This is a genomic window from Longimicrobium sp., assembly GCF_048594345.1.
GTDB lineage: Bacteria > Gemmatimonadota > Gemmatimonadetes > Longimicrobiales > Longimicrobiaceae > Longimicrobium.
In genome coordinates, this window is record NZ_JBMDXM010000156.1 from 108392 (window position 1) to 127430 (window position 19039).

General features: G+C 69.8%; 12 protein-coding genes. 7 read left to right on the forward strand and 5 right to left on the reverse strand.

The genetic code is table 11. The features are described from left to right. Positions 1–139 precede the first annotated feature (139 nt). The gene (locus ACOJUJ_RS17400) at positions 140–1375 is read right to left on the reverse strand and encodes a hypothetical protein (RefSeq protein WP_420128175.1); all 1236 of its coding nucleotides are present in this window, start codon (positions 1373–1375) and stop codon (positions 140–142) included. Between the two features lie 367 nt (positions 1376–1742). On the opposite strand from ACOJUJ_RS17400, the gene ACOJUJ_RS17405 reads away from it, so the two are divergent. The 5 genes from ACOJUJ_RS17405 to rsgA all read left to right on the forward strand — a co-directional run bounded on the left by ACOJUJ_RS17405 (position 1743) and on the right by rsgA (position 9893). Then, positions 1743–4553: an EAL domain-containing protein gene (locus ACOJUJ_RS17405; RefSeq protein WP_420128176.1), complete on the forward strand. Its 2811-nt coding sequence runs from the start codon at positions 1743–1745 to the stop codon at positions 4551–4553. A gap of 159 nt (positions 4554–4712) precedes the next feature. Then, positions 4713–5093, forward strand: coding sequence for a hypothetical protein (locus ACOJUJ_RS17410; RefSeq protein ID WP_420128177.1), 381 nt, complete (start codon positions 4713–4715; stop codon positions 5091–5093). A 546-nt stretch (positions 5094–5639) separates the two neighbouring features. Continuing rightward, positions 5640–7094: a trypsin-like peptidase domain-containing protein gene (locus tag ACOJUJ_RS17415; protein ID WP_420128178.1), complete on the forward strand. Its 1455-nt coding sequence runs from the start codon at positions 5640–5642 to the stop codon at positions 7092–7094. A 439-nt stretch (positions 7095–7533) separates the two neighbouring features. Then, positions 7534–8067, forward strand: coding sequence for a phosphatase PAP2 family protein (locus tag ACOJUJ_RS17420; protein WP_420128179.1), 534 nt, complete (start codon positions 7534–7536; stop codon positions 8065–8067). Between the two features lie 725 nt (positions 8068–8792). Then, positions 8793–9893, forward strand: a complete 1101-nt coding sequence (rsgA, locus tag ACOJUJ_RS17425; RefSeq protein WP_420128180.1) for a ribosome small subunit-dependent GTPase A — start codon at positions 8793–8795, stop codon at positions 9891–9893. A gap of 322 nt (positions 9894–10215) precedes the next feature. Here the strand turns inward: rsgA and ACOJUJ_RS17430 are convergent, their stop codons facing one another. From ACOJUJ_RS17430 to ACOJUJ_RS17440, 3 genes are all read right to left on the reverse strand, one after another. Next, complete coding sequence (locus ACOJUJ_RS17430; RefSeq protein ID WP_420128181.1) at positions 10216–11421, reverse strand: hypothetical protein; 1206 nt, start codon at positions 11419–11421, stop codon at positions 10216–10218. Between the two features lie 155 nt (positions 11422–11576). After that, positions 11577–13172 (reverse strand): ATP-dependent DNA ligase, encoded by a 1596-nt coding sequence (locus tag ACOJUJ_RS17435; RefSeq protein ID WP_420128182.1) that lies wholly within the window; start codon positions 13170–13172, stop codon positions 11577–11579. Positions 13173–14413: 1241 nt separating this feature from the next. Next, entirely contained in the window at positions 14414–15478 is a 1065-nt protein-coding gene (locus tag ACOJUJ_RS17440) for a ligase-associated DNA damage response exonuclease (protein WP_420128183.1), read from the reverse strand. Positions 15479–15891: 413 nt separating this feature from the next. Between ACOJUJ_RS17440 and ACOJUJ_RS17445 the strand changes: the two genes are divergently transcribed. Both ACOJUJ_RS17445 and ACOJUJ_RS17450 read left to right on the forward strand, forming a co-directional pair. Then, on the forward strand, positions 15892–17193 hold the full coding sequence (locus ACOJUJ_RS17445; protein WP_420128184.1) for an Ig-like domain-containing protein: 1302 nt from the start codon (positions 15892–15894) through the stop codon (positions 17191–17193). Between the two features lie 38 nt (positions 17194–17231). Beyond that, positions 17232–18410, forward strand: coding sequence for a tail fiber domain-containing protein (locus ACOJUJ_RS17450; protein ID WP_420128185.1), 1179 nt, complete (start codon positions 17232–17234; stop codon positions 18408–18410). Positions 18411–18493: 83 nt separating this feature from the next. On the opposite strand, the gene ACOJUJ_RS17455 is transcribed toward ACOJUJ_RS17450, so the two are convergent. Next, a complete protein-coding gene (locus ACOJUJ_RS17455; protein WP_420128186.1) occupies positions 18494–18826 on the reverse strand; it encodes a hypothetical protein in 333 nt (110 codons plus the stop codon). Positions 18827–19039: the final 213 nt, after the last annotated feature.

Genomic DNA, 19039 nt, shown 5'->3' on the forward strand with positions numbered 1-19039 from the left:
GTACAGAGGAACCGACAAAGGCCAGAGGAACAGAGAAAATCAGGTTCTCTGTCCCTCTGGCTGTTCCCCGTTCCTCTGTACCCTGGCCTCTGTTGGGAAGGCTGCCTCGCGTGAAAGCTGGATGACGAAGCGCGAAGGCTCAGTATCCGCCGCCTTCGCGGTAGCCGTGAGCGACCACTTCGCCGGTGCGGCGGGCGTTCACCTGCATGTAGCGCTGGCCGCGCGAACGGGTGACGGAAACGTAGAACTCGTCGCGGCCGTCGTTGATGGTAAAGTAGCGCACACCCGGCTGCGCGTCGCGGCGCGGGGTGTACGGCACCAGCTGCCCGCGCAGCGTGCGGCCGTTCTTGCGCCAGGTGTAGGCGCCGCTCTCGTCGATGGAAAGAATCCCCATCGGCGCGTTGGCGCTCACGCTGCTCCAGTCGTCGCCCTGCACGCGCGCGCCGGGAAGGGTGAGCCCCCAGCGGCCCACCAGGCGCCGGTCCACCTCGCCGTCGTGGTACTCCTCCTCGTAGTCGCCGGGGCGCGGACGGGGGTTGTTCCCGTAGCCGCCGCCCAGGCTGCTTTCCACCTCCAGCGTGTACTCACCCGTCTCCGGCAGCAGCGAGTTCACGCGGATCACGTACTCGCCAGGATTGGGCAGTGCCACCTCGATGCGCGCGTCGTGGCCGCCCGCGCCGTCGTCGTCGCGCGCCACCACGTTGCCGATGCCGTGGCGCCCGCCGCGCGTGCCGATCACCAGGTACGCGTCAAAATCCTCCGAGCGCAGCGTGAGCGTCAGCCGCTCGCCGCGGCGCGCCTCGTACGTGTACAGGTGGAACGCGGCGCCGTTGTCCAGCTCGGGATCGGCGTCCGAAAGCCGTCCGCGCACCCGGTCGCCGGCACGCAGCGGCCCGCCGTCGCGGCGCTCGTAGTCGCCGCCGCCGTAGACGGGGTCCATCGGCTCGCGGTCATCGTCCCATCCCGTGCCCGAGGTGGCGCGGCCGCCGTTGAGCGTGAGCGTGTACGGACCCGTGCGCTGGCGCAGCGAGCTGGCGCGGATGACGTACGTGCCGTCTTCGGGCAGCCGCACCTCCAGGCGCGAGTGGGTGCCGTTGCCGCCGTCGTCGTCGCGCGCGATCTCCTGAAAGTTGCCGCGGCGCAGCGTGCCCAGGTACAGGTACGTGTCGAACGCGCCAGACTCCATGTTCACGATCACCGTCTCGCCGCGGCGGCCGGCGAACACCCACTCGTCGTAATGGCTGTCGCTCTGCCCCCGCGGGTCGCTGCTGCTCAGGGAGCCGCGCGTAACCTCGCCGGGGATGATGGATTGCTGCGCGGCCGCGGAGCCGGCGGTGAGCGCCACCGCGCCAAGAGCCAGAAGGAACGTCTTCATCAGTGGATCAGGATGGGGATGGTTGATCGGGAAGGTCCGGAGGTGGGCGGAAAGTCGCGGCGCCGGCGGACATTCGCAATATCCTCGTTCCGAACGGGGGCGATGTACGGCCCCGTTCCCCCGCCGGTTTCGCCGCGCCCCCTTACCCGGCCCTCATCCCGCCCCGGGAACGGGGCGCAAGGGTTGATGCCGGGCATCCAGCAACGCCGCGCGCCACGTCCGTCCCGCTCCCCAAAATCAACCGCCGCAATGGTGCCCAGCGGCGCGGTCCTTCCGGGCCGCTCGCCGGGTGGAGGGATGTCGAAACTGTTGTGCCGGCGCGGGTACGGCCGCAAGTTGAGCGCAGCCCACCCGTTCACGCCGGCCCATGCCTCCGTCCGCCACCCTGCTCCTGCTTCCCTACGTTCTTTCCACCGCCATATCGGCGGGGGTCGCGGCGTATTGCTGGCGCCGCCGCGCGCGTCCCGGCGTGGCGGCGTTCGCCGTGCTGGCGGCGGGCGAGGCGTGCTGGACGCTGGGGCTGATCTGCGAAGTGGTGTCTCCCGGAGTGCAGGCCAAAGCTTTCTGGGACAACGTGCAGTACCTGCCCATCGCGGTACTTCCCCCGGCGCTCCTGGCGTTCGCCAACGGGTTCAGCGGGCGGACCGTGCGGCACCCCGTGCGCCTGTACGGCGCGCTGGCGCTGCCGCTGCTGGCGGTGGCCGCGCTGGCCTTTACCGATCCGTGGCACGGGCTGGCGCGCGCGGGCGTTCAGCCCGTCACCGCGCCGTACACGCAGCTGGTGTACGGCTTTACGTTCGTCGACGTGGCCGCCGCCATCTACATCTACGTGGTGCAGGCGTGGGCCTACGTGGTGCTGGCGGCGGGGTGGATCCGCGCCCATCCGCTGTACCGCGCGCAAATGAGCCTGGTGATGGCCGGGGTGCTGATCCCCGCGCTGGGCTCCGTCCTCACCTTTACCGTGCTGCGCGAAAGCCCCTACCGCGACCTGTCGCCGTGGACCTTCGCCATCGCCAACCTGGTCATTGCCTGGGGGCTGTTCCGGCGCCGGCTGTTCGACGTGGTGCCGGTGGCGCGCCACGCGGTGGTGGAGAGCCTGGCGGACGCGGTGTACGTGCTGGATGCCCAGGGGCGCGTGGTGGACCTGAACCCCGTCGCCCGCCGTACCGCCGGCGTGGCCGACGACGCGGCGCTGGGCCGTCCCGCGGAGGAGGTGCTGCCCCTGCCGGCGGACGTGGTCGCGCGGCTGCGGGAGAACGGCGCCGCGGGGGTGGACGTGGCGACGGGCGGGCCGGAGGGGGGACCGGTGCACCTGAGCGTGCATCCGCTGCACGGCCCCCATGGCGAGCCCTGGGGGCGCGTGGTGGTGCTGCGCGACATCACCGACGCCAAGCGGGCGGAGGAAGAGCTGCGCGGCAGCCGCGACCGGCTGGAGGCGGTGGTGAGCGAGCGGACCGCGGCCCTGGTCTCCGCCAACGAGGCGCTGCGCTACAGCCAGGAAAGCCTGCGGCAGATCGCGGAAAACAGCAGCGAGGTGTTCTGGCTGCTGGAGCGGGACGGCCACGCGGCGTACGTGAGCCCCGGCTTTGACCGGATGTGGGGAACGCAGCCGGGCGAGGTGCGCGACGCCGCCACCTCGTTTCTGTCCGTCGTCCCCGAACACCGGGCGGCCGTGCAGGCCATGTTCGAGGAAGCGCACCTGCGCCCGGCCGAGGCCACCTTCCGCATCGTCCATCCCGACGGCTCGGAGCGGTGGCTGCACACCCGCGCCGCCCCCGTGCACGACGAGCACGGCGTGGCCTACCGCGTGGCCGGCGTGACGGAAGACGTGACGGAGCGCAAGCGGATGCAGGACCAGCTGCTGCACGACGCCTTTCACGACGGCCTTACGGGGCTGGCCAACCGCGCCCTTTTTCAGGACCGCCTGCAGCACTCGCTGGACCTGTCCCGGCGCCACACCGGCCGCGCCTGCGCCGTGCTGATTCTGGACCTGGACCGCTTCAAGCTGGTGAACGACAGCTTTGGGCACCTGGCCGGCGACCGGCTGCTGGTGGACGTGGCCGGCCGGCTGCGGGCGCGGATGCGGGACGGCGACACCGTGGCGCGCTTTGGCGGCGACGAGTTCGCGCTGCTGCTGGAAGGCGTGGCCGACGCGGGCGAGGCGCTGCGCCAGGTGGAGCGCATTCAGCGGGGGCTGGCGGAGCCGTTCGAGCTGCAGGGGAACGAGGTGTTCGTCACCCCCAGCATAGGCCTGGCGCTCAGCGCGCCGGGGGTGGAGGAGCCGGAAGAGCTGGTGCGCCGGGCCGACACGGCCATGTACCGCGCCAAGGAGCTGGGCGGCGCCCGCTGCGAGGTGTTCGACCGCGCCATGCACGCCCGCGCGCTGGCCCGGCTGCGGCTGGAGACGGAGCTGCGCCGGGCGCTGGAGCGGGGCGAGATGGAGGTCGTTTTTCAGCCGATCGTCTCGCTGGCGGGTGGGCGGGTGGTGGGGTTCGAGGCGCTGGTGCGGTGGCGGCATCCGCAGCGCGGCGAGCTGGCGCCCGGCGCCTTTCTGGACGTGGCGGAGGAGACGGGGCTGATCGTGGCCATCGACCGCTGGGTGCTGCGCGAGGCGTGCACGCGGCTCCGCCGCTGGCGCGAGCGCTACCCGGAGCGCGGCCTGTACGTGACCGTCAACGTTTCCGGCAACCAGTTCACCCACGGCGGGCTGGTGGACTTTGTGCAGCAGACGCTGGCGGATACGTGCGTAGAGGTGGACGGGGTGCGGCTGGAGATCACCGAGCGCGCCCTGGTGGGGCGCACCGGGCAGGCGGTGCTGGGCGAACTTCGCGCCCGCGGCGTGCAGATGCTGATCGACGACTTTGGCACCGGCTACAGCAGCCTGGGGTACCTGCACCGCCTTCCCATCAGCGCGCTCAAGGTGGACCGCTCGTTTCTGGGCGGCGACCAGCCCAACTACGCCATCGTGGGCGCGGTGCTGGCGCTGGCGCGCAACCTGGGCAAGGACGTGGTGATCGAGGGGGTGGAGCGCGCCGACCAGCTGGCGCGGCTGGTGGAGATGGGGGCCGGCTGCGCGCAGGGGTACCTGTTCTCCCAGCCCCTGGACGCCGCGGCCGCCGAGCCCCTGCTCACCCGGCGCTTCGACGGCGCCGCGTGGGTGCCGATGGAACCGGCGTGACGCGGCCGGGTTTCACCCTGAATCCCCCGGCACGGCGGCCGGAACCGCCGTGGTACAGGCTTCGCAACAGTGGCGGACCGGCGCGCGCATCGTCCGACCGCGCACCTGTTTGTTCCGCGCGACGCGGCCCAATCGGCTCCTCAGGACAGGAGGTGTGGAATGATTCGATTTCTCTCGACACGCGGGGCCATGCTGGCCGCGGCGGTCTGCGTCCTTGGCGCATCAGCCGCCTGCGAGGAGGACAGCACCCCGCCCACGACGTCCAGCCCGGGCCGCCTGGCGGTGATGGTGAACGCCACCGGCACCAGCGTGGACAACCAGTTCACCGTCCAGCTCAACAACGGCGAGGCGCTGTCGTACGTGTCGGGGACCCCGTTCGAGCGCGAGCTGCCGGCGAGCGTGTACACGGTCAGCCTTTCGGGGATCGCGCCCAACTGCACGCTGCAGGGGGAAAACGACGTCCGGGCGGTGGTGTACGCCGGCCAGCGCATCGTGGTGACGTTCACCCTCACCTGCACCACAAGCCCGGTCGGCGCGTGAGCGGCCGGCGGCAAGCCGGCCGCCTCGCCACACGCCCCGTGATCAGCGGCGGCCCCGTTCGGGCCCGCCGCTGCTTTCGTTTGCGAGAAGGAACTTCTGATATGAATCGTCCCCCCGGAGGCACGCTGTCATCCTGAGGGAGCGCTCACCCGTAACGTTCATAACCACACGGGCCTGCGCGCGACCGAAGGATCTTTGTCGGGTCGCGCCGGACCCAGCCCCTCGGGAGCTGTTCAAGTTCCTCAGCCTGACAGACAAGGTCCATCAGTCGCGCGCAGGCCCTTGTGTGAGTTCTGGTTGCACGTGGTGCGCTCCCTCAGGCTCAGGATGACACCGCTTCGTTACGTGTCTTCAGGGTCGGCGGCACCCTCTCTGGAAATCGACCTTGGCGAGTCGCAGACACTCCCCGCCGGCAAACGCTGGGGCGGTCTTCCGCATCACACATCCACGCACCTACTTTTTCCGTGCAACCGGGAGCGCCGCGGCGGGTACACGCCTCTCCCGAACCACGCACGCACGTCCATCGACCAAAACCCCGTCTGCAGGATGCAACGCACGACGCTGATCCCGGCCTTCGTACTGCTTTCCGCGCTCGCCGCCTGCGGAGGCGCGGCGTCGGGTAACCAGACCGCCCGCGAGCGCGAACTGGAAAGCCTGGAAGCGCCGCCGCAATCGAAATCGCCCGAGGCCGCGCAGGCCAGCGCGCGCACGCAGGACTCGCGGCGCACGGCCATCGTGGCCGCGTCGGAGCGGGTGGCGCCGGCGGTGGTGAGCGTGAACGTGGTGCGGCGCGAGCGGGTGGTGCCGCGCACCCTGTGGGAGGAGATGATGCTCCCCCCGGGCGCCGAGCGCGAGACTGCGGGCCTGGGCAGCGGTTTCATCATCACCGCCGAGGGGCTGGTGATCACCAACGAGCACGTGGTGCGCGCCGCGACCGAGGTCGTGGTGACGCTGCCGGACGGCCGCGAGTTCGACGCCGACGTGGTGGGCAGCGACGAGGTGAACGACCTGGCCCTGCTGCGCATCCGCGTGCCGCGGGGCGAGCGGGCGCTGCCGGTGGCGCCGCTGGGCAACAGCGACGACCTGATGATCGGCGAGTGGGTGATCGCCATCGGCAACCCGTTCGGCTTTCTGCTCAGCAATCCGGAGCCGTCGGTGAGCGCGGGGGTGGTGAGCGCGGTAGGCCGCAACATCCTGGGCGGCGACGGCCCGCGCAGCTACTCGCTGGACATGATCCAGACGGACGCCTCCATCAACCCCGGCAACAGCGGCGGCGCACTGGTGAACGCGCTGGGCGAGGTGATCGGCGTCAATTCGTCCATTCTTTCCAACTCCGGCGGCAGCGAGGGGCTGGGCTTCGCCATCCCCATCAACCGCGCGCGCCGCATTGCGCTGGACCTGGCGGACGACGGGCGGTACCGGCGCGCCTGGATTGGCGCGGAGGTGGAGGCGGTGCGCACGGAGGGCCCGCGGCGGCTGGCGGAGGTGCGCATCAGCGTGGTGGCGCCCGGCTCGCCGGCGGAGCGCGCGGGGCTGCGGACGGGGATGCGCGTGACGGGGATTGGCGGGCAGCGGGTGCGCACGCCGCTGGACTACCAGGCGGGGCTGCTGAACGCGGCGTACGGCGAGCCGCTGGAGGTGCGGGTGATGGAGAACGGCCGCGAGCGCACCGTCCGCGTGCAGCCCGGCGACCTGCCCTCCGTGAACGCCGAGCGCATCCAGGCCCTGCGCGACTTTCAGCTGGTCACGCTGACCCCCGCCATCCGCGCCGAGCGCGGGCTGACCAACGAGCAGGGCGCGCTGATCGTGGGCCTTTCCGACAGCGCGCGCGGCATCGGCCTGCAGGAAGGCGACCTGATCCTGCAGATCAACCGCCTGCGCATCACCAACGCCGAGAGCGCCGCGCAGGCGCTTCAGCAGCTGAGCGGCCGGAGCGTGGTGATGTACTTCGAACGCGGCGGGCGGGTGGGGAGCACGCAGTTCGTGATCGGCGGAGGGTGAGGGTGAGGGTGAGGGTGAGGGTGAGGGTGAACGGGTGAACGGGTGAACGGGTGAACGGGTGAACGGGTGACAAAAGGACGGACGCCTGCGCCAAATTGAAGCGTGAGCCGCATCCCCGAAAGCCTGTCATCCTGAGGCCCGGCCGCGCAGAACCGTCCTCGCGCAGCCGTCCTCAGGGTCGAAGGATCTACTTTCGGCTTGCTGGAGGGCGGATGCGGCAGCCCGCGCAGAAACAGCGGCTGCGACGCAGTCGGACAGAGCCTTTTGTGGGCGCGGGAAGGGGCACGGGCGAACCGCTCGTGCCCCTTCTCACGTCTGCGCAGTCGGCGGTCACACATCCGTCCGTGCTTTGCTTCCAAACCGTTACCGCGCGTCCGCTTGCGTGTGGAGCGGGTGAATGATCTTCGGGGCCGGGAAACCGACACCGGAGACACATCCAATGACCACCTGGATCATCCGCCTGCACCATCAAGACGAGCGCGTGTTGCACGCGATGGTGCTGCGCCGGCACCCGCGGCTGAACCGCGCGATGCACGCCGTCACGCACCTTGGCGATGCCGCGGTCACCATCGGCGTGACGCTGGCGCTGCTGCTCGGGACGATTCCCGCGCTGCGGCAGGCCGGGATGCGGGCAGCGTTCGCGCTGGTGGCGTCGCACGCGGTGGTGCAGCTGCTCAAGCGCACCGTCACGCGCGCGCGCCCGCGAATGCCCGAAGGCTTCGCGGCGCTCGTGCAGCCCCCGGACCGCTTCAGTTTTCCCTCGGGACACGCGGCGTCGTCGCTCTCCGTCGCGCTGGCGGTGGCGGCGGTGCTGGCCCCGGTCGCGTCGGCCGCTCTCGTGGCGCTGGCGCTGGTCGTCGGCCTCTCCCGCTGCTACCTGGGCGTGCACTACCCTGGTGACGTGATCGCGGGATGGATGCTCGCAGTGCTCGGCGCCGTCGCCGCGGGGCCGGTGCTGGGGATGCTGATGTGAGGTTGGGACGCGCGGTACGACGCCCTCCGATCAGTCAATCACTTAACCTCAGACGGCATCGCGCGGGTCCGGTCAGCGGAGCGAATGAATTCGCCGCTGGAAAGTCGCAAAGTCCGCCTGCGCGGACTCGGCGGCCCGGCGACGTCGGGCGTTCCAGGCACCTGCGCGTCCGCGACCGGGTGCGTTCAGCCGACGTCGTGTGTGTCTAAGCGCCCAGCACCCGCGGCTACAGTCCACGGAGGTGGACTTTGCGTTTTCCCAGCGGCGAATTTATTCGCTCCTGCGACGGACTCCGCGGACTCGGCTGCTTGAGGGCGTCGGGCGTTCCAGGCACCTGCGCGTCCGCTCCTTCACGGACCGGCGTCATCGCGGGGGGTCGATCGACCGGGTTGATCTACGAGGCCGTTGCCGCTACTCATAGTGCGGGTGCGGAGACTTTCGCACTCTCGTACTCTCGTACTTTCGTACTCTTTTTCCGAGGCGCCTCTGCGTACCGCCGCCATCTCCGGAATCCGCCAGGACGCGCACCGCGCGCGCTGAGGAACGGAGCCGCTGCACCCGGGCACTCTGCCCGGTTACATCCTGGTCATCCCTCCCTCAGGGCATCGCGGCCGCGGTCCTGGCGTGGTCACCCACGCCGTCCGGACACCGCCGGCGGCGCAGCCGTGCCCATGCGGGCCGCGCGCGATGCACTCGCCGCGCCCGCGGACCAGGAGATCCATCCAGTGTCATCTCATCTTTCGCCGTCCAGCGACGGTTCCTGCACACGACTCGCACCGTTCGGCTGGGACGAGCAGCTTGCGCGTGACTTCCATTCCCTGCATGCGCCGGGCACCGTTCCCGCGCGGGTGATCGCCGAGCACCGCGACCGCTACGTCGTCCGCGCGGCGGCGGGGGAGCGCGCGGCGGTGCTCGCGGGCCGCCTTCGCCATCACGCCAGTCGCCGCGAAGACCTGCCCGCCACCGGCGACTGGGTCGCGGTGGATGAGGGAGCCGGCACCGCCGCCATCCACGCCGTGCTCCCGCGCCGAAGCATCTTTCGCCGCAAGGCCGCGGGCGAGACGACGGAGGCCCAGGTGCTGGCCGCCAACGTCGACGTGGCGCTGATCGCCGCCGCGCTCCCCGGCGACGTGAACGCCCGCCGCATCGAGCGCTACCTGGCGCTGGCGTGGGAGAGCGGCGCCGTTCCCGTCATCGTGCTCACCAAGGCAGACCTGGTGGATGACGTGGATGCGGCGGTCCGTGGCGTACGCGCGGTGGCGCCGGGGGTGGACGTGGCCCCCGTCTCCGCCATCACCGGCGCGGGCGTGGATGCGCTCGCGCGATGGCTGCTTCCGGGGCGCACCGCAGTGCTCCTCGGCTCCTCCGGCGCCGGCAAGTCCACGCTCACCAACCTGCTGGCGGGGGATGATGCGCTGCGCACCGGCACCGTGCGCGCGGATGGCAAAGGCCGGCATACCACCACGCACCGCCAGCTGGTCCAGCTGCGGAGCGGCGCGCTCCTCATCGATACGCCGGGGATGCGCGAGTTGCAGCTGTGGAGCGCCGACGCGGGGCTGGAGTCAGCCTTTGCCGACGTGGAGGCGCTGGCCGCGCGCTGCCGCTATGGCGACTGCGCCCACCAGGCGGAGTCGGGGTGTGCCGTCCGCGCGGCGGCGCAATCCGGCGCGCTGGACCCGGCGCGGCTGGAAAGCTGGCGGCGGTTGCGGCGGGAACTGGCCTGGCTGGAGATCCGCCAGGACCAAGCCGCCGCGGCCGACGAACGGGCGCGGGTAAAGACCCTCCATCGTGCCCATCGCGCCCACACCCGCCGTAAGTACGGGTGATATCGAATCCGCAAAAACAATGGGGCACGCAGAGGAAGCGGGGGAAGCAGAGAACTTCATGAAGAAACTCTGCTTCCTCTGCTCCCTCTGCGTGAGAACCTGCCGCTGGAAAATACGGAGTGTATTTGCGGATCAGGTATGAGCATGAGGCTGCTGGGTCTTTTCACCGGTTGCGGACGCGCAGGTGCAAGGGGCACCGCATGCCGCTTGGCCGCCGAGTCCGCGCAGGCGGACTCGGCGAATTTCCAGCGGCGAATTCTTCATTCGCTCCCGTGGGGGGACGGCACGAGAACGGCCAGTACCGCGCGGCTAACTACGCACGCTACTTCGTCAGCCCGTACATCCGCACGTATTCCACGTCGACGTCATCCGTCCACACCCCCAGCACAAAGTCCGCGCCGATCTGCGTCGCGCGAAAGCCGGCGGGCATGGTCACCGTGCCCAGCAGCCGCCCGTCTCCGTCAAACACGTCCCACGCCGCCGGCACCGCGCCCGGCCAAGTGGTCTGCTGCACCCACAGGTTGCCGCCCTGGTCCACCAGCAGCCGCTCAAAGGCGGGAAGCCGCGCCGGCACCTGCACCTGGTCCAGCGACGTTCCCGCCTCGGGCCCGTGCTCCGCCACATGCAGGCCGCGCAGGCTGTCCAGGTACGCACCGCGCACCGGCACCGGCTTCACCGCGCGCCGCACGATGCGCTGCGGCGTGCCGTCCGCCCGCCGCAGCACGATCTCGTACGCGTCCGTGATCCCCTGCCAGTAGCGGTCGCCGGCCGCGGCCGTATGCACGTTCCGCATGAACGGCATCGCCATCACGTTCATCCCCGTCACCCGCCCGCCCTGCGTAAGGATCTGGAGCGACGCCTCGCTCCCGGGGGTGACGGGGAGCGAATCTACCGGGACGCCCGCGGCATCCGCGCGCAGCCAGAGCAGCGTGTCGCGGCGCATACCCGACCGCGGCGTCTCGCCACCGGTGCGCACGGAACTGGAAAGGAGCATCGATCCGTCCGCAAACCGGTCCACAAACCGCGGCGGCACCTCCCCCACCGGCTGCAGCGGCGCGGACCGCACGAAGCGTCCGTCCGGACCGAACCACGAGAGCCGGAACGCCCCCAGGTCGTACGCCAGCACCGAGTCGCCCGGCAGCAGCCGCAATGTCCGGAGCGTGCGGAACTCGCCCGGGCCTCCGCCCTCGCGCCCGGCGCTGGCGGCGTGCCGGCCGTCCGCACCGTACCAGCGAAGCTGGTGGCTCCCCCCGTTGGCCACCACGATGCGCCCGTCGCCCAGCCGCACGGCATCGCGCACGCCGTCCAGCTGGTAGAGCGTATCCCCGTCCGCCACCCCGATCTGCAGCGTGGGCTCCTCCGAAAGCCGCCATCCGCCGTCCTCGCCCCACACCCCGCCGCGGTTCTCGACGATCTGGATCCCCGCACTGTCCCGCACCGTCGAACCGCCCCCGCCGGCATCGCCGCCTCCGCCGCACGCCGCCAGAAAAACGATCAGGAGGTTGGGGACGATGCGGATCGGCTTCATGGGCGTGGCGGGAGGCAGGAGAGACGGATGTGGATCGCTTCTACTATATTCTTAGTTGATCATGGCGTGCAAGGGTGTGATCTGACGATGGAATGGGGAGAGCCCCAGACCATCGCCTGCCGGAACAGAGCTTCGACCCAGGGTGGCCGATGCCGCTATCGCCCTTCCGCCTCCAGCATCTGGACGATGGTTTCCAGCGAATCCGCGTTTTCCGGCTTTTTGTCCGTGCGCCAACGCAGCATGCGGGGAAAGCGCACCGCCACGCCGCTCTTGTGGCGCGGCGAGCGCTGGATCCCCTCGAACGCCAGCTCGAACACCAGCTCCGGCTTGACCGTCCGCACCGGCCCGAAGCGCTGCAGCGTGCTGCGGCGCACGAACGCATCCACCTTGCGCATCTCCGCGTCCGTGAGCCCGCTGTACGCCTTGGCAAACGGCACCAGCTCGCCGTCCTTCCACACGCCGAACGTGTAGTCGGAGTACAGCGACGCGCGACGCCCGTGCCCCCGTTGCGCGTAGATCAGCACCGCGTCGATGGTGAACGGCTCCACCTTCCACTTCCACCATCCGCCCTTGCGCCGCCCTACGCCGTACGGCGCGTCCAGCCGCTTGAGCATCAGCCCCTCGGCCGCGCGGGCGCGGGCGTCGCGGTGGGCCTGCAGCACGGCGTCCCAATCGTCCGCGTGCACCGCCGGCGACAGCAGGATGCGCCCCGCGGACGGCGTGGCGCGCACCATCTCCTCCAGCCTGGCCCTCCGCCACGAGAGCGGCTGCTCGCGCACGTCCGCGCCATCGACCTCCAGCAGGTCGTACGCAAGCAGGACGACGGGGACCTCGGACAGAATCTTGGGCCCCAGCACCTTGCGCCCAATGCGCCGCTGCAGCTGCGCGAACGGCAGCGGCCCGTCTCGCCACGGCATGATCTCGCCGTCCAGCACGGTGCCATCCGGCAGCATTGCCGCGGCGTGCGCCAACTCGGGAAAGCGCTCGGTGATCAGCTCCTCGCCGCGCGACCAGAGGAAGGTGGCGCCGCGGCGGCGGATCATTTGCGCGCGAATGCCATCCCACTTCCACTCCGCCTGCCAGTCGCGCGCCTCGCCCAGCGCCTCCAGGTCGCTTTCCAGTGCGTAGGCCAGAAAGAAGGGATAAGGGCGGCTGAGGTCCGTGTCGCTGGTGTCGGCCGCCAGCAGGCGCAGGTAGAACTCGGGGGTGGGATCCCACGCGCCCATCAGGCGGTGCGCGACCGCCGCCTCGTCCACGCCGCTCACCCGGGCCAGCGCGCGCACCACCAGGCTCTGCGAAACGCCCACGCGAAAGCTGCCGGTGATGAGCTTGTTCCACACGTACGCCTGCGGCCCGTCCAGCTCTGCCCAGGCGCGCTGCACCTCCCCGCGCTGCGCGCCCTCGTCCTCGCCGCGCAGGGGGAGCAGGCGCTCCTCCACCCAGTGCCGCAGCGGCCGGTCGCTGCTGGCGCCGGAGTCCGGCAGCAGGAGCGAGATGGTCTCGGCCAGGTCGCCCACCGACTCGTAGCACTCGGTGAACAGCCACTCGGGCACGTCGGCCGATTCCATGGCCCACGCCGCCAGCTTGCGCGCGCCCACCAGCCGCTTGGGCCGGCGCCCGCTCAGAAAGTGCACCGCCCACGCCGCGTCCTCCGGCGCCGTCGTCGCAAAGTACGCCACCAGCGCGTCGACCTTCTCGCCGGTCCTGGTCGTTTCGTCCAGCTCTGCGTACAGCGCGGCGAATGCCTTCACGGGACGGACCGGGGTCAGGGGAATCGGTTCGCTCGAGGCGGTCGGCCTGATGAGAGTCGCAGACAACGGGCCGGAACCAACCGCCACAGGGCCCGATGGCGTTCAGAGTGTGACGCTGGGGGGCTCCAGCGCAAAGAAATTGCACAGCCACCGGTCAATTTCGGAGAGGGCGAAACCATCCAGGACCGCCCTCGTTTCTCTGAGAATGGCTGCGGGATACCAGGCAGACTGGACGGCGGGGATCGGCATCAGCACGGATGTGGGACGGGGACGAAAGACCGACATCCATTCCCCCTCGGAGATGCGGAGAACGGTTTCTCCGGCGGCTTTCCTATCTCCCGCGACCATGGGAAGGATGACGTGATGGTTCTTTCTTCGAGAGTACTCCGCTTCCGTCAACAACACGGCAAAGCGAGCCCGCACGTCGCGCGAAAGCGATGGCCGAAGTTCCACGATCCTGCCCCGGCGCGAACCTGCGGGCACGTCAGGGCCAAGGCACGAGCCCTGATCGATCCCAAGCGCCCGTCGCAGACACACTTTCAAGCTCTCCGTAGCTCTCCCGAGCGTCCCGGCCGACGGCGGCAGGGTACCGGTGCCTTGTCGGAGCAGGATGCCCGGACAGAACTGGGTCGTCGCCCAGAGCCCGTTCCTGTTCACGCCCTCCTGTTGCGGAGCTACCTCGAAGCAGGCGGCGCCGAGGGACTTTTCTGCTGCACGCGTGCTCCCGTAGGCCAGCGTTGCGTTCGTGAGCGTGGGAGGCGCAGCCACGACTGCGAAGGGTCGCGCTTTGTCGCGGTTGAGCCATGAGTCTCCGCGTGGCAACCACACTACTTGCCCATGCCTGAATCGCGGCGATTGTCCATGGCGTCTCGCTATATCGTTCATCGTGACCCATCGTGTCGTAGGTGGCGTAAAGGGACCGCGGGATTACTCCTGGCCCAAAAACGGGAAAAGGCCGGACCCCGATGGTCCGGCCTTCACAACTCGAAGGGCGCCGCGGCTACGCGGGCCTGATCAACTCATCCAGCTCACGGCCGGTTACACGGAACGACTCCCTGCTGAGCTGGAGGAAGATGCGTAGCTCCTCATCCCGCGCCAGCATCGGCGGTACGCTCCTCCTGCAGCCAAGTCTGTGGTGTAGCGGTACTCGCAGGCGTTTGACGCGCGTCTCCATCCGACCTCCTCTTCTCCGTACGGCTCGTCTCAACGCTAACCGGATCGGCAGCCTGCGTCAAGTACGTCTATTTTTGCGCGTCTGTGGCGCCTTCCGTGCTGGTTTCGCCCTCCGCCGTACCCTCTTCCGCGACCGCCACGTCTCCCTCGTCCGTTTCACCTTCCCAGCGGCTGGCGACGGACTGGGCCTGCAGGCCATGCTCGCGAAGCCAGCGCACCACGGGCTCGCGGTATCCGTGCGTCACCCACACGCACTCGGCCTCCGTCGCGGCGATGGCGGCCAGCAGCGACGGCCAGTCCACGTGGTCGCTCAGCACGAAGCCGCGGTCCACGGAGCGGCGGCGGCGGTGGCCGCGCACCCGCATCCATCCGCTGGCAAAGGCCGTTGAGGCGTTGCCAAAGCGCCGCATCCACGGGGTGCCGTGCGCGGAGGGTGGGGCCACTACCATCGCGCCGCCCCAGTCGTGCTTGCGCGGCTCGCCCATGGGGTTGCGCGTGGGCGGCATGGGAATGCCGGTCTCGCGGTAGTCCGCCGTCAGCCGCTCCACGGCGCCGTGGGTGTAGATGGGGCCGATGGAGGGGTCGATCCCCGCCAGCAGGCGCTGCGCCTTGCCCAGCGCGTAGCCAAACAGCAGCGACGCGCGCCCCTCTCGCGCGTTGCGCCGCCACCACGCGTCGATGCCGGCAAACACCTCGCGGTCCGGGCGCCAGCGGTAGATGGGAAGGCCGAAGGTGGACTCGGTGACAAAGGTGTGGCAGCGCACCGGCTCGAACGGGGAGCAGGTGGGGTCCGCCTCCGTCTTGTAGTCGCCCGAAACCACCCATACCTCGCCCCGGTGCTCTACCCGCACCTGCGCGCTGCCCAGGATGTGCCCGGCCGGGTGCAGGGAAACCCGCACGCCGTTGATCTCCACCGGCTCCCCAAAGTCCACGGTCTGGATGCGCGCGTCGGCCCCCATCCGCGTGCGCAGCACCCGCTCGCCCTCGCGCGAGCCCAGATACGCGCGCGAGCCCCAGCGTGCATGGTCGCCGTGCGCGTGGGTGATCACGGCGCGGTCCACCGGCAGCCAGGGATCGACGTGAAAGTCACCCGCCTCGCAGTACAGCCCGCGATCCGTGGAGCGTAGCAGCATTCTTGGCACCGGAAAGGGAAGCGGATGGATTCCGCGCAGGTCTGCAGAATCTGTGTTCAGGGTTCGTGCCGCGCGAAAGGGGCGTGAAAAAGAATTACGGAACGTTTGACGGCGAGAGAGACATATGTTGTAAACGCATGAATGGTAAACAGTTGGCGTGCTTGCATCCCGGGGAACTCAACGGTATCCTGTAGCCGTTGCGCAGATTTTGTGATAGCGAACCATCTGATACATCGCTGTTACGGACGGACTGCGACGCCTCTTTGCCGCGCACGGTGCCTGGGCCGCTTCGCCGGTCCATGCCCCCCTCCGCGCCCGGTCCCGGCCGTCGCCCCCGCGTGTTTCCGCACGCGGAAGCTTGCGTCCCCTCGCTCCGGGGGGGCCGCACCACGCACGACAACCAGGACGGAACCGTGAAACCCCTCAGGGCCCTTCACGCCGTAGCCGCGTTCGCGCTGCTCACGGCCGCCGCGTGCACGGACAAATCCAGCCCGCTGGGGCCGGACGGCGATCCCAAGCCACCGCCCGACGGCACGGGCGCGCCGCCTACCACGCTGGCCGCGCTGGACTGCGTGGGCCACAAGGAAAGCCTGGTGGTGAGCTGCAAGCCGTCCGCCAGCCAGGCGGGCACGGCGGCCGGCGACCTCATCGTGGGCAACCAGAACGTGTACGTGCGCCTGGTGTCGTCCAACATCAACTACAACTCCGGCACGGGGCAGTTCACCTTCGACGCCACGCTCGAGAACCTGATCGAGCAGCCGCTGGGCACGGTGGACGGCACCACGCTGGACCCGGCCGGCATCCGCATCTTCTTCTACACCGGGCCGGCCACCTCCGACCCCGGCACCGTGGCGGTGATCCCCGACGGGTTCGCCTTCTTCACCTCGGCGGCGCAGCCGTACTACACGTACCCCTACGTGCTGGACCAGAACGAGGTCTCGCCGGCGGAAACGTGGACCTTCATCGTGCCGCCCACGGTGAGCACCTTTCAGTTCCAGGTGTTCGTCTCCGCGCCGGTGGAGTACCCCACGGGCTACGTCACCCTGGACGGCGAGCTTCCCCAGTACGACTACGGCAACCTGCACCCTACGACGCCGCACGCCCTGACCGCGGTGGTCAAGAACCCGCTGGGCGAGGTGGTTCCGGGAACGGTGACGTTCGCCACCACCAACCCCAACTGCGCCACCGTAAGCGCGGGCGGCGTGGTGACGGGGGTGCAGGCGGGCACCTGCTCCATCACGGCGACCGCCGGCGGCCGCCCGGGCGAGATGGTGTTCGACGTGACGGGAATGACGCGCACCTGGAACGGCTCGGTGGGGAGCGACTGGTCCAACGGCGCCAACTGGAACCTTGGGCGCACCCCGGTTGCGGCCGACTCGGCCGTGATCCCCGCCGCCATGCCCAACAACCCGGCGCTCACCGCGGCCTCGGCCATCAGCGGGATCACGGTGGCGGACGCGGCCACCCTTAACCTGGGCGCGTTCAACCTGACGGTGGGCGCCAACCTGGTCACCGGCTCCACGGGCGGCATCACGGCCAGCGGCGCCGGCGTGCTGGACCTGAACGGCACGGGCACCGCACGGGGCCGCGTTCCCTCGCTCTGGGTGACGGGCGATTACGTGCTCAACGGCGACCTGCTGGTGGTCGCGCCCCAGAGCATCCGTGCCGGGCGGCTGCGGAACCCGTCGTACCAGCTGCGCATCGTCTCCCAGTGATGAACTCCTTCTCTCCCTTCTCCTACGGAATGCGTCCCATGAACGCCAGACGACTCTTTGCCGTTGCCGCCGCCGCGGTGCTCTGCGCGGCTTCACAGGCACACGGCCAGGCCAGCACGCTGCTGGAGATGCAGGCCGGCGGACCGCTGGGCGACCGGTTTCAGGTAGACAGCAGCGGCGCCTTTACCGCCTACGGCTTTGTACGCGACGTGGGCAACACCAGCGGGTGCGCGGCGCAGCTCATGGCCAGCGGCGCCGGCACACGCTTCATGTGGATTCCCTGCCGCGGATCCGTCCGCTTTGGGCGCGCACCCATCGGCGGCGGCGCCACCAGCTGGGACGACGCCAACATGGACGATTTCACCTTCGCGGGCGGCAACCAGGTAACCGCCAGCGACTATGGCGCGTTCGCGTACGGAGACCAGGTGACGGTCAGCGCCACGGTGGGCGTGGGCTTCGGCTCGGGGAGCACGGTCAGCGGCACGGCGGGTTTCAGCGCGGGGGCGCAGAACGTGTGCTCGGGCTTCGCCTGCACGGCCATCGGCTACACGGTGCGCGCGGGCGGGCAGGGGTCGGTGGCGCTGGGATACCGCACCACGGCCAACAACGACTACGCGGTCGCCCTGGGGTACCGCGCCTCCAACAACACCCACACGGGCACCATGGTGATGGGTGACGAGTCCACCACCGACTCCGTGCGCAACCAGGCCGACAACGAGTTCCGCATCCGCTACAACGGCGGCATTCGCCTGCGGGTAAGCACGGCGGCCAACGGCAACACGCCGGGCGCCGGCGGCAACGTGGGGTGCGACCTGACCACCGCCGTCCCCAGCTGGACCTGCGCGTCCAGCCGCACGCTCAAGGAGGACTACCAGGCGGTGGACGGTGAAGACGTGCTGTCGCGCATCCGCACCATCCCCATTACCACCTGGACCATGATCGGCGGGGACCGGACGGTGCGGCACCTGGGGCCGGTGGCGGAGGATTTTTACGCGGCATTCCCGCTGGGGCTGGGCGAAACCACCATCGGCATGGGCGACATCGACGGGGTAAACCTGGCGGCGGCCAAGGCGCTGGAGGCGCGGACGGTGCGCCTGCAGCAGCAGCTGGATGACCGCACGGCGCGGGTGCAGGCGCTGGAGGCGCTTCTGGCGCAGGCCATGGCGCGCCTGGACCAGATGGACGCACGCCTGCGCGCGGCCGAGGGCACGCCCTGACGGCTCGCGTCGCTGGATGAAGGGAAAGGGGCGGCGGACCATGATGGTCCGCCGCCCCCTTCTTCATCGTCCGGCTCCGCAGGTCAGCGCGTGGCAGGCTCCACCGAAACGTGGGCGTGCGCATCCCGCATCCGCCCGGTGCGCGTCATCCCCTCCCATCCGCAGCCGGGGCACCAGCGCTTCTGCAGCGTGCCCAGCATCAGCTTCGACATCATCCGCCCCGCCACACCCATCCGCACGGGAAGCGTGTGGCTGTTGCAGGCGTCACAGGTGCGCTCCGCGGGAAAGATCAGGTAGCACATGGCCGCCGCCAGAAGCAGCTTGCCGATGAACGCGAGAAAGAAGAACGCCAGCCACGTGAGCAGCATTGGGCACCGCTGGAACGTCAGGTCGTAGCAGAAGGCGACGAGTACCATGCATCGCTCGTGCCATATGTTTCCGGGTACGCTCCGGCGGCGGGTTGGTTCCGGCGGCGGTGTGAGGGTGTGAGAGTGTGTTTAAGAATTGTACAAAGTGAACTAGCTCTACCTATATTGTGGGCTCATGGACAGACGAGCCTACCAAACCGACATAACAGACGCGCAGTGGGACGTGGTGAAGCCACTCCTGCCTCACGTGGAGCGTAAGCG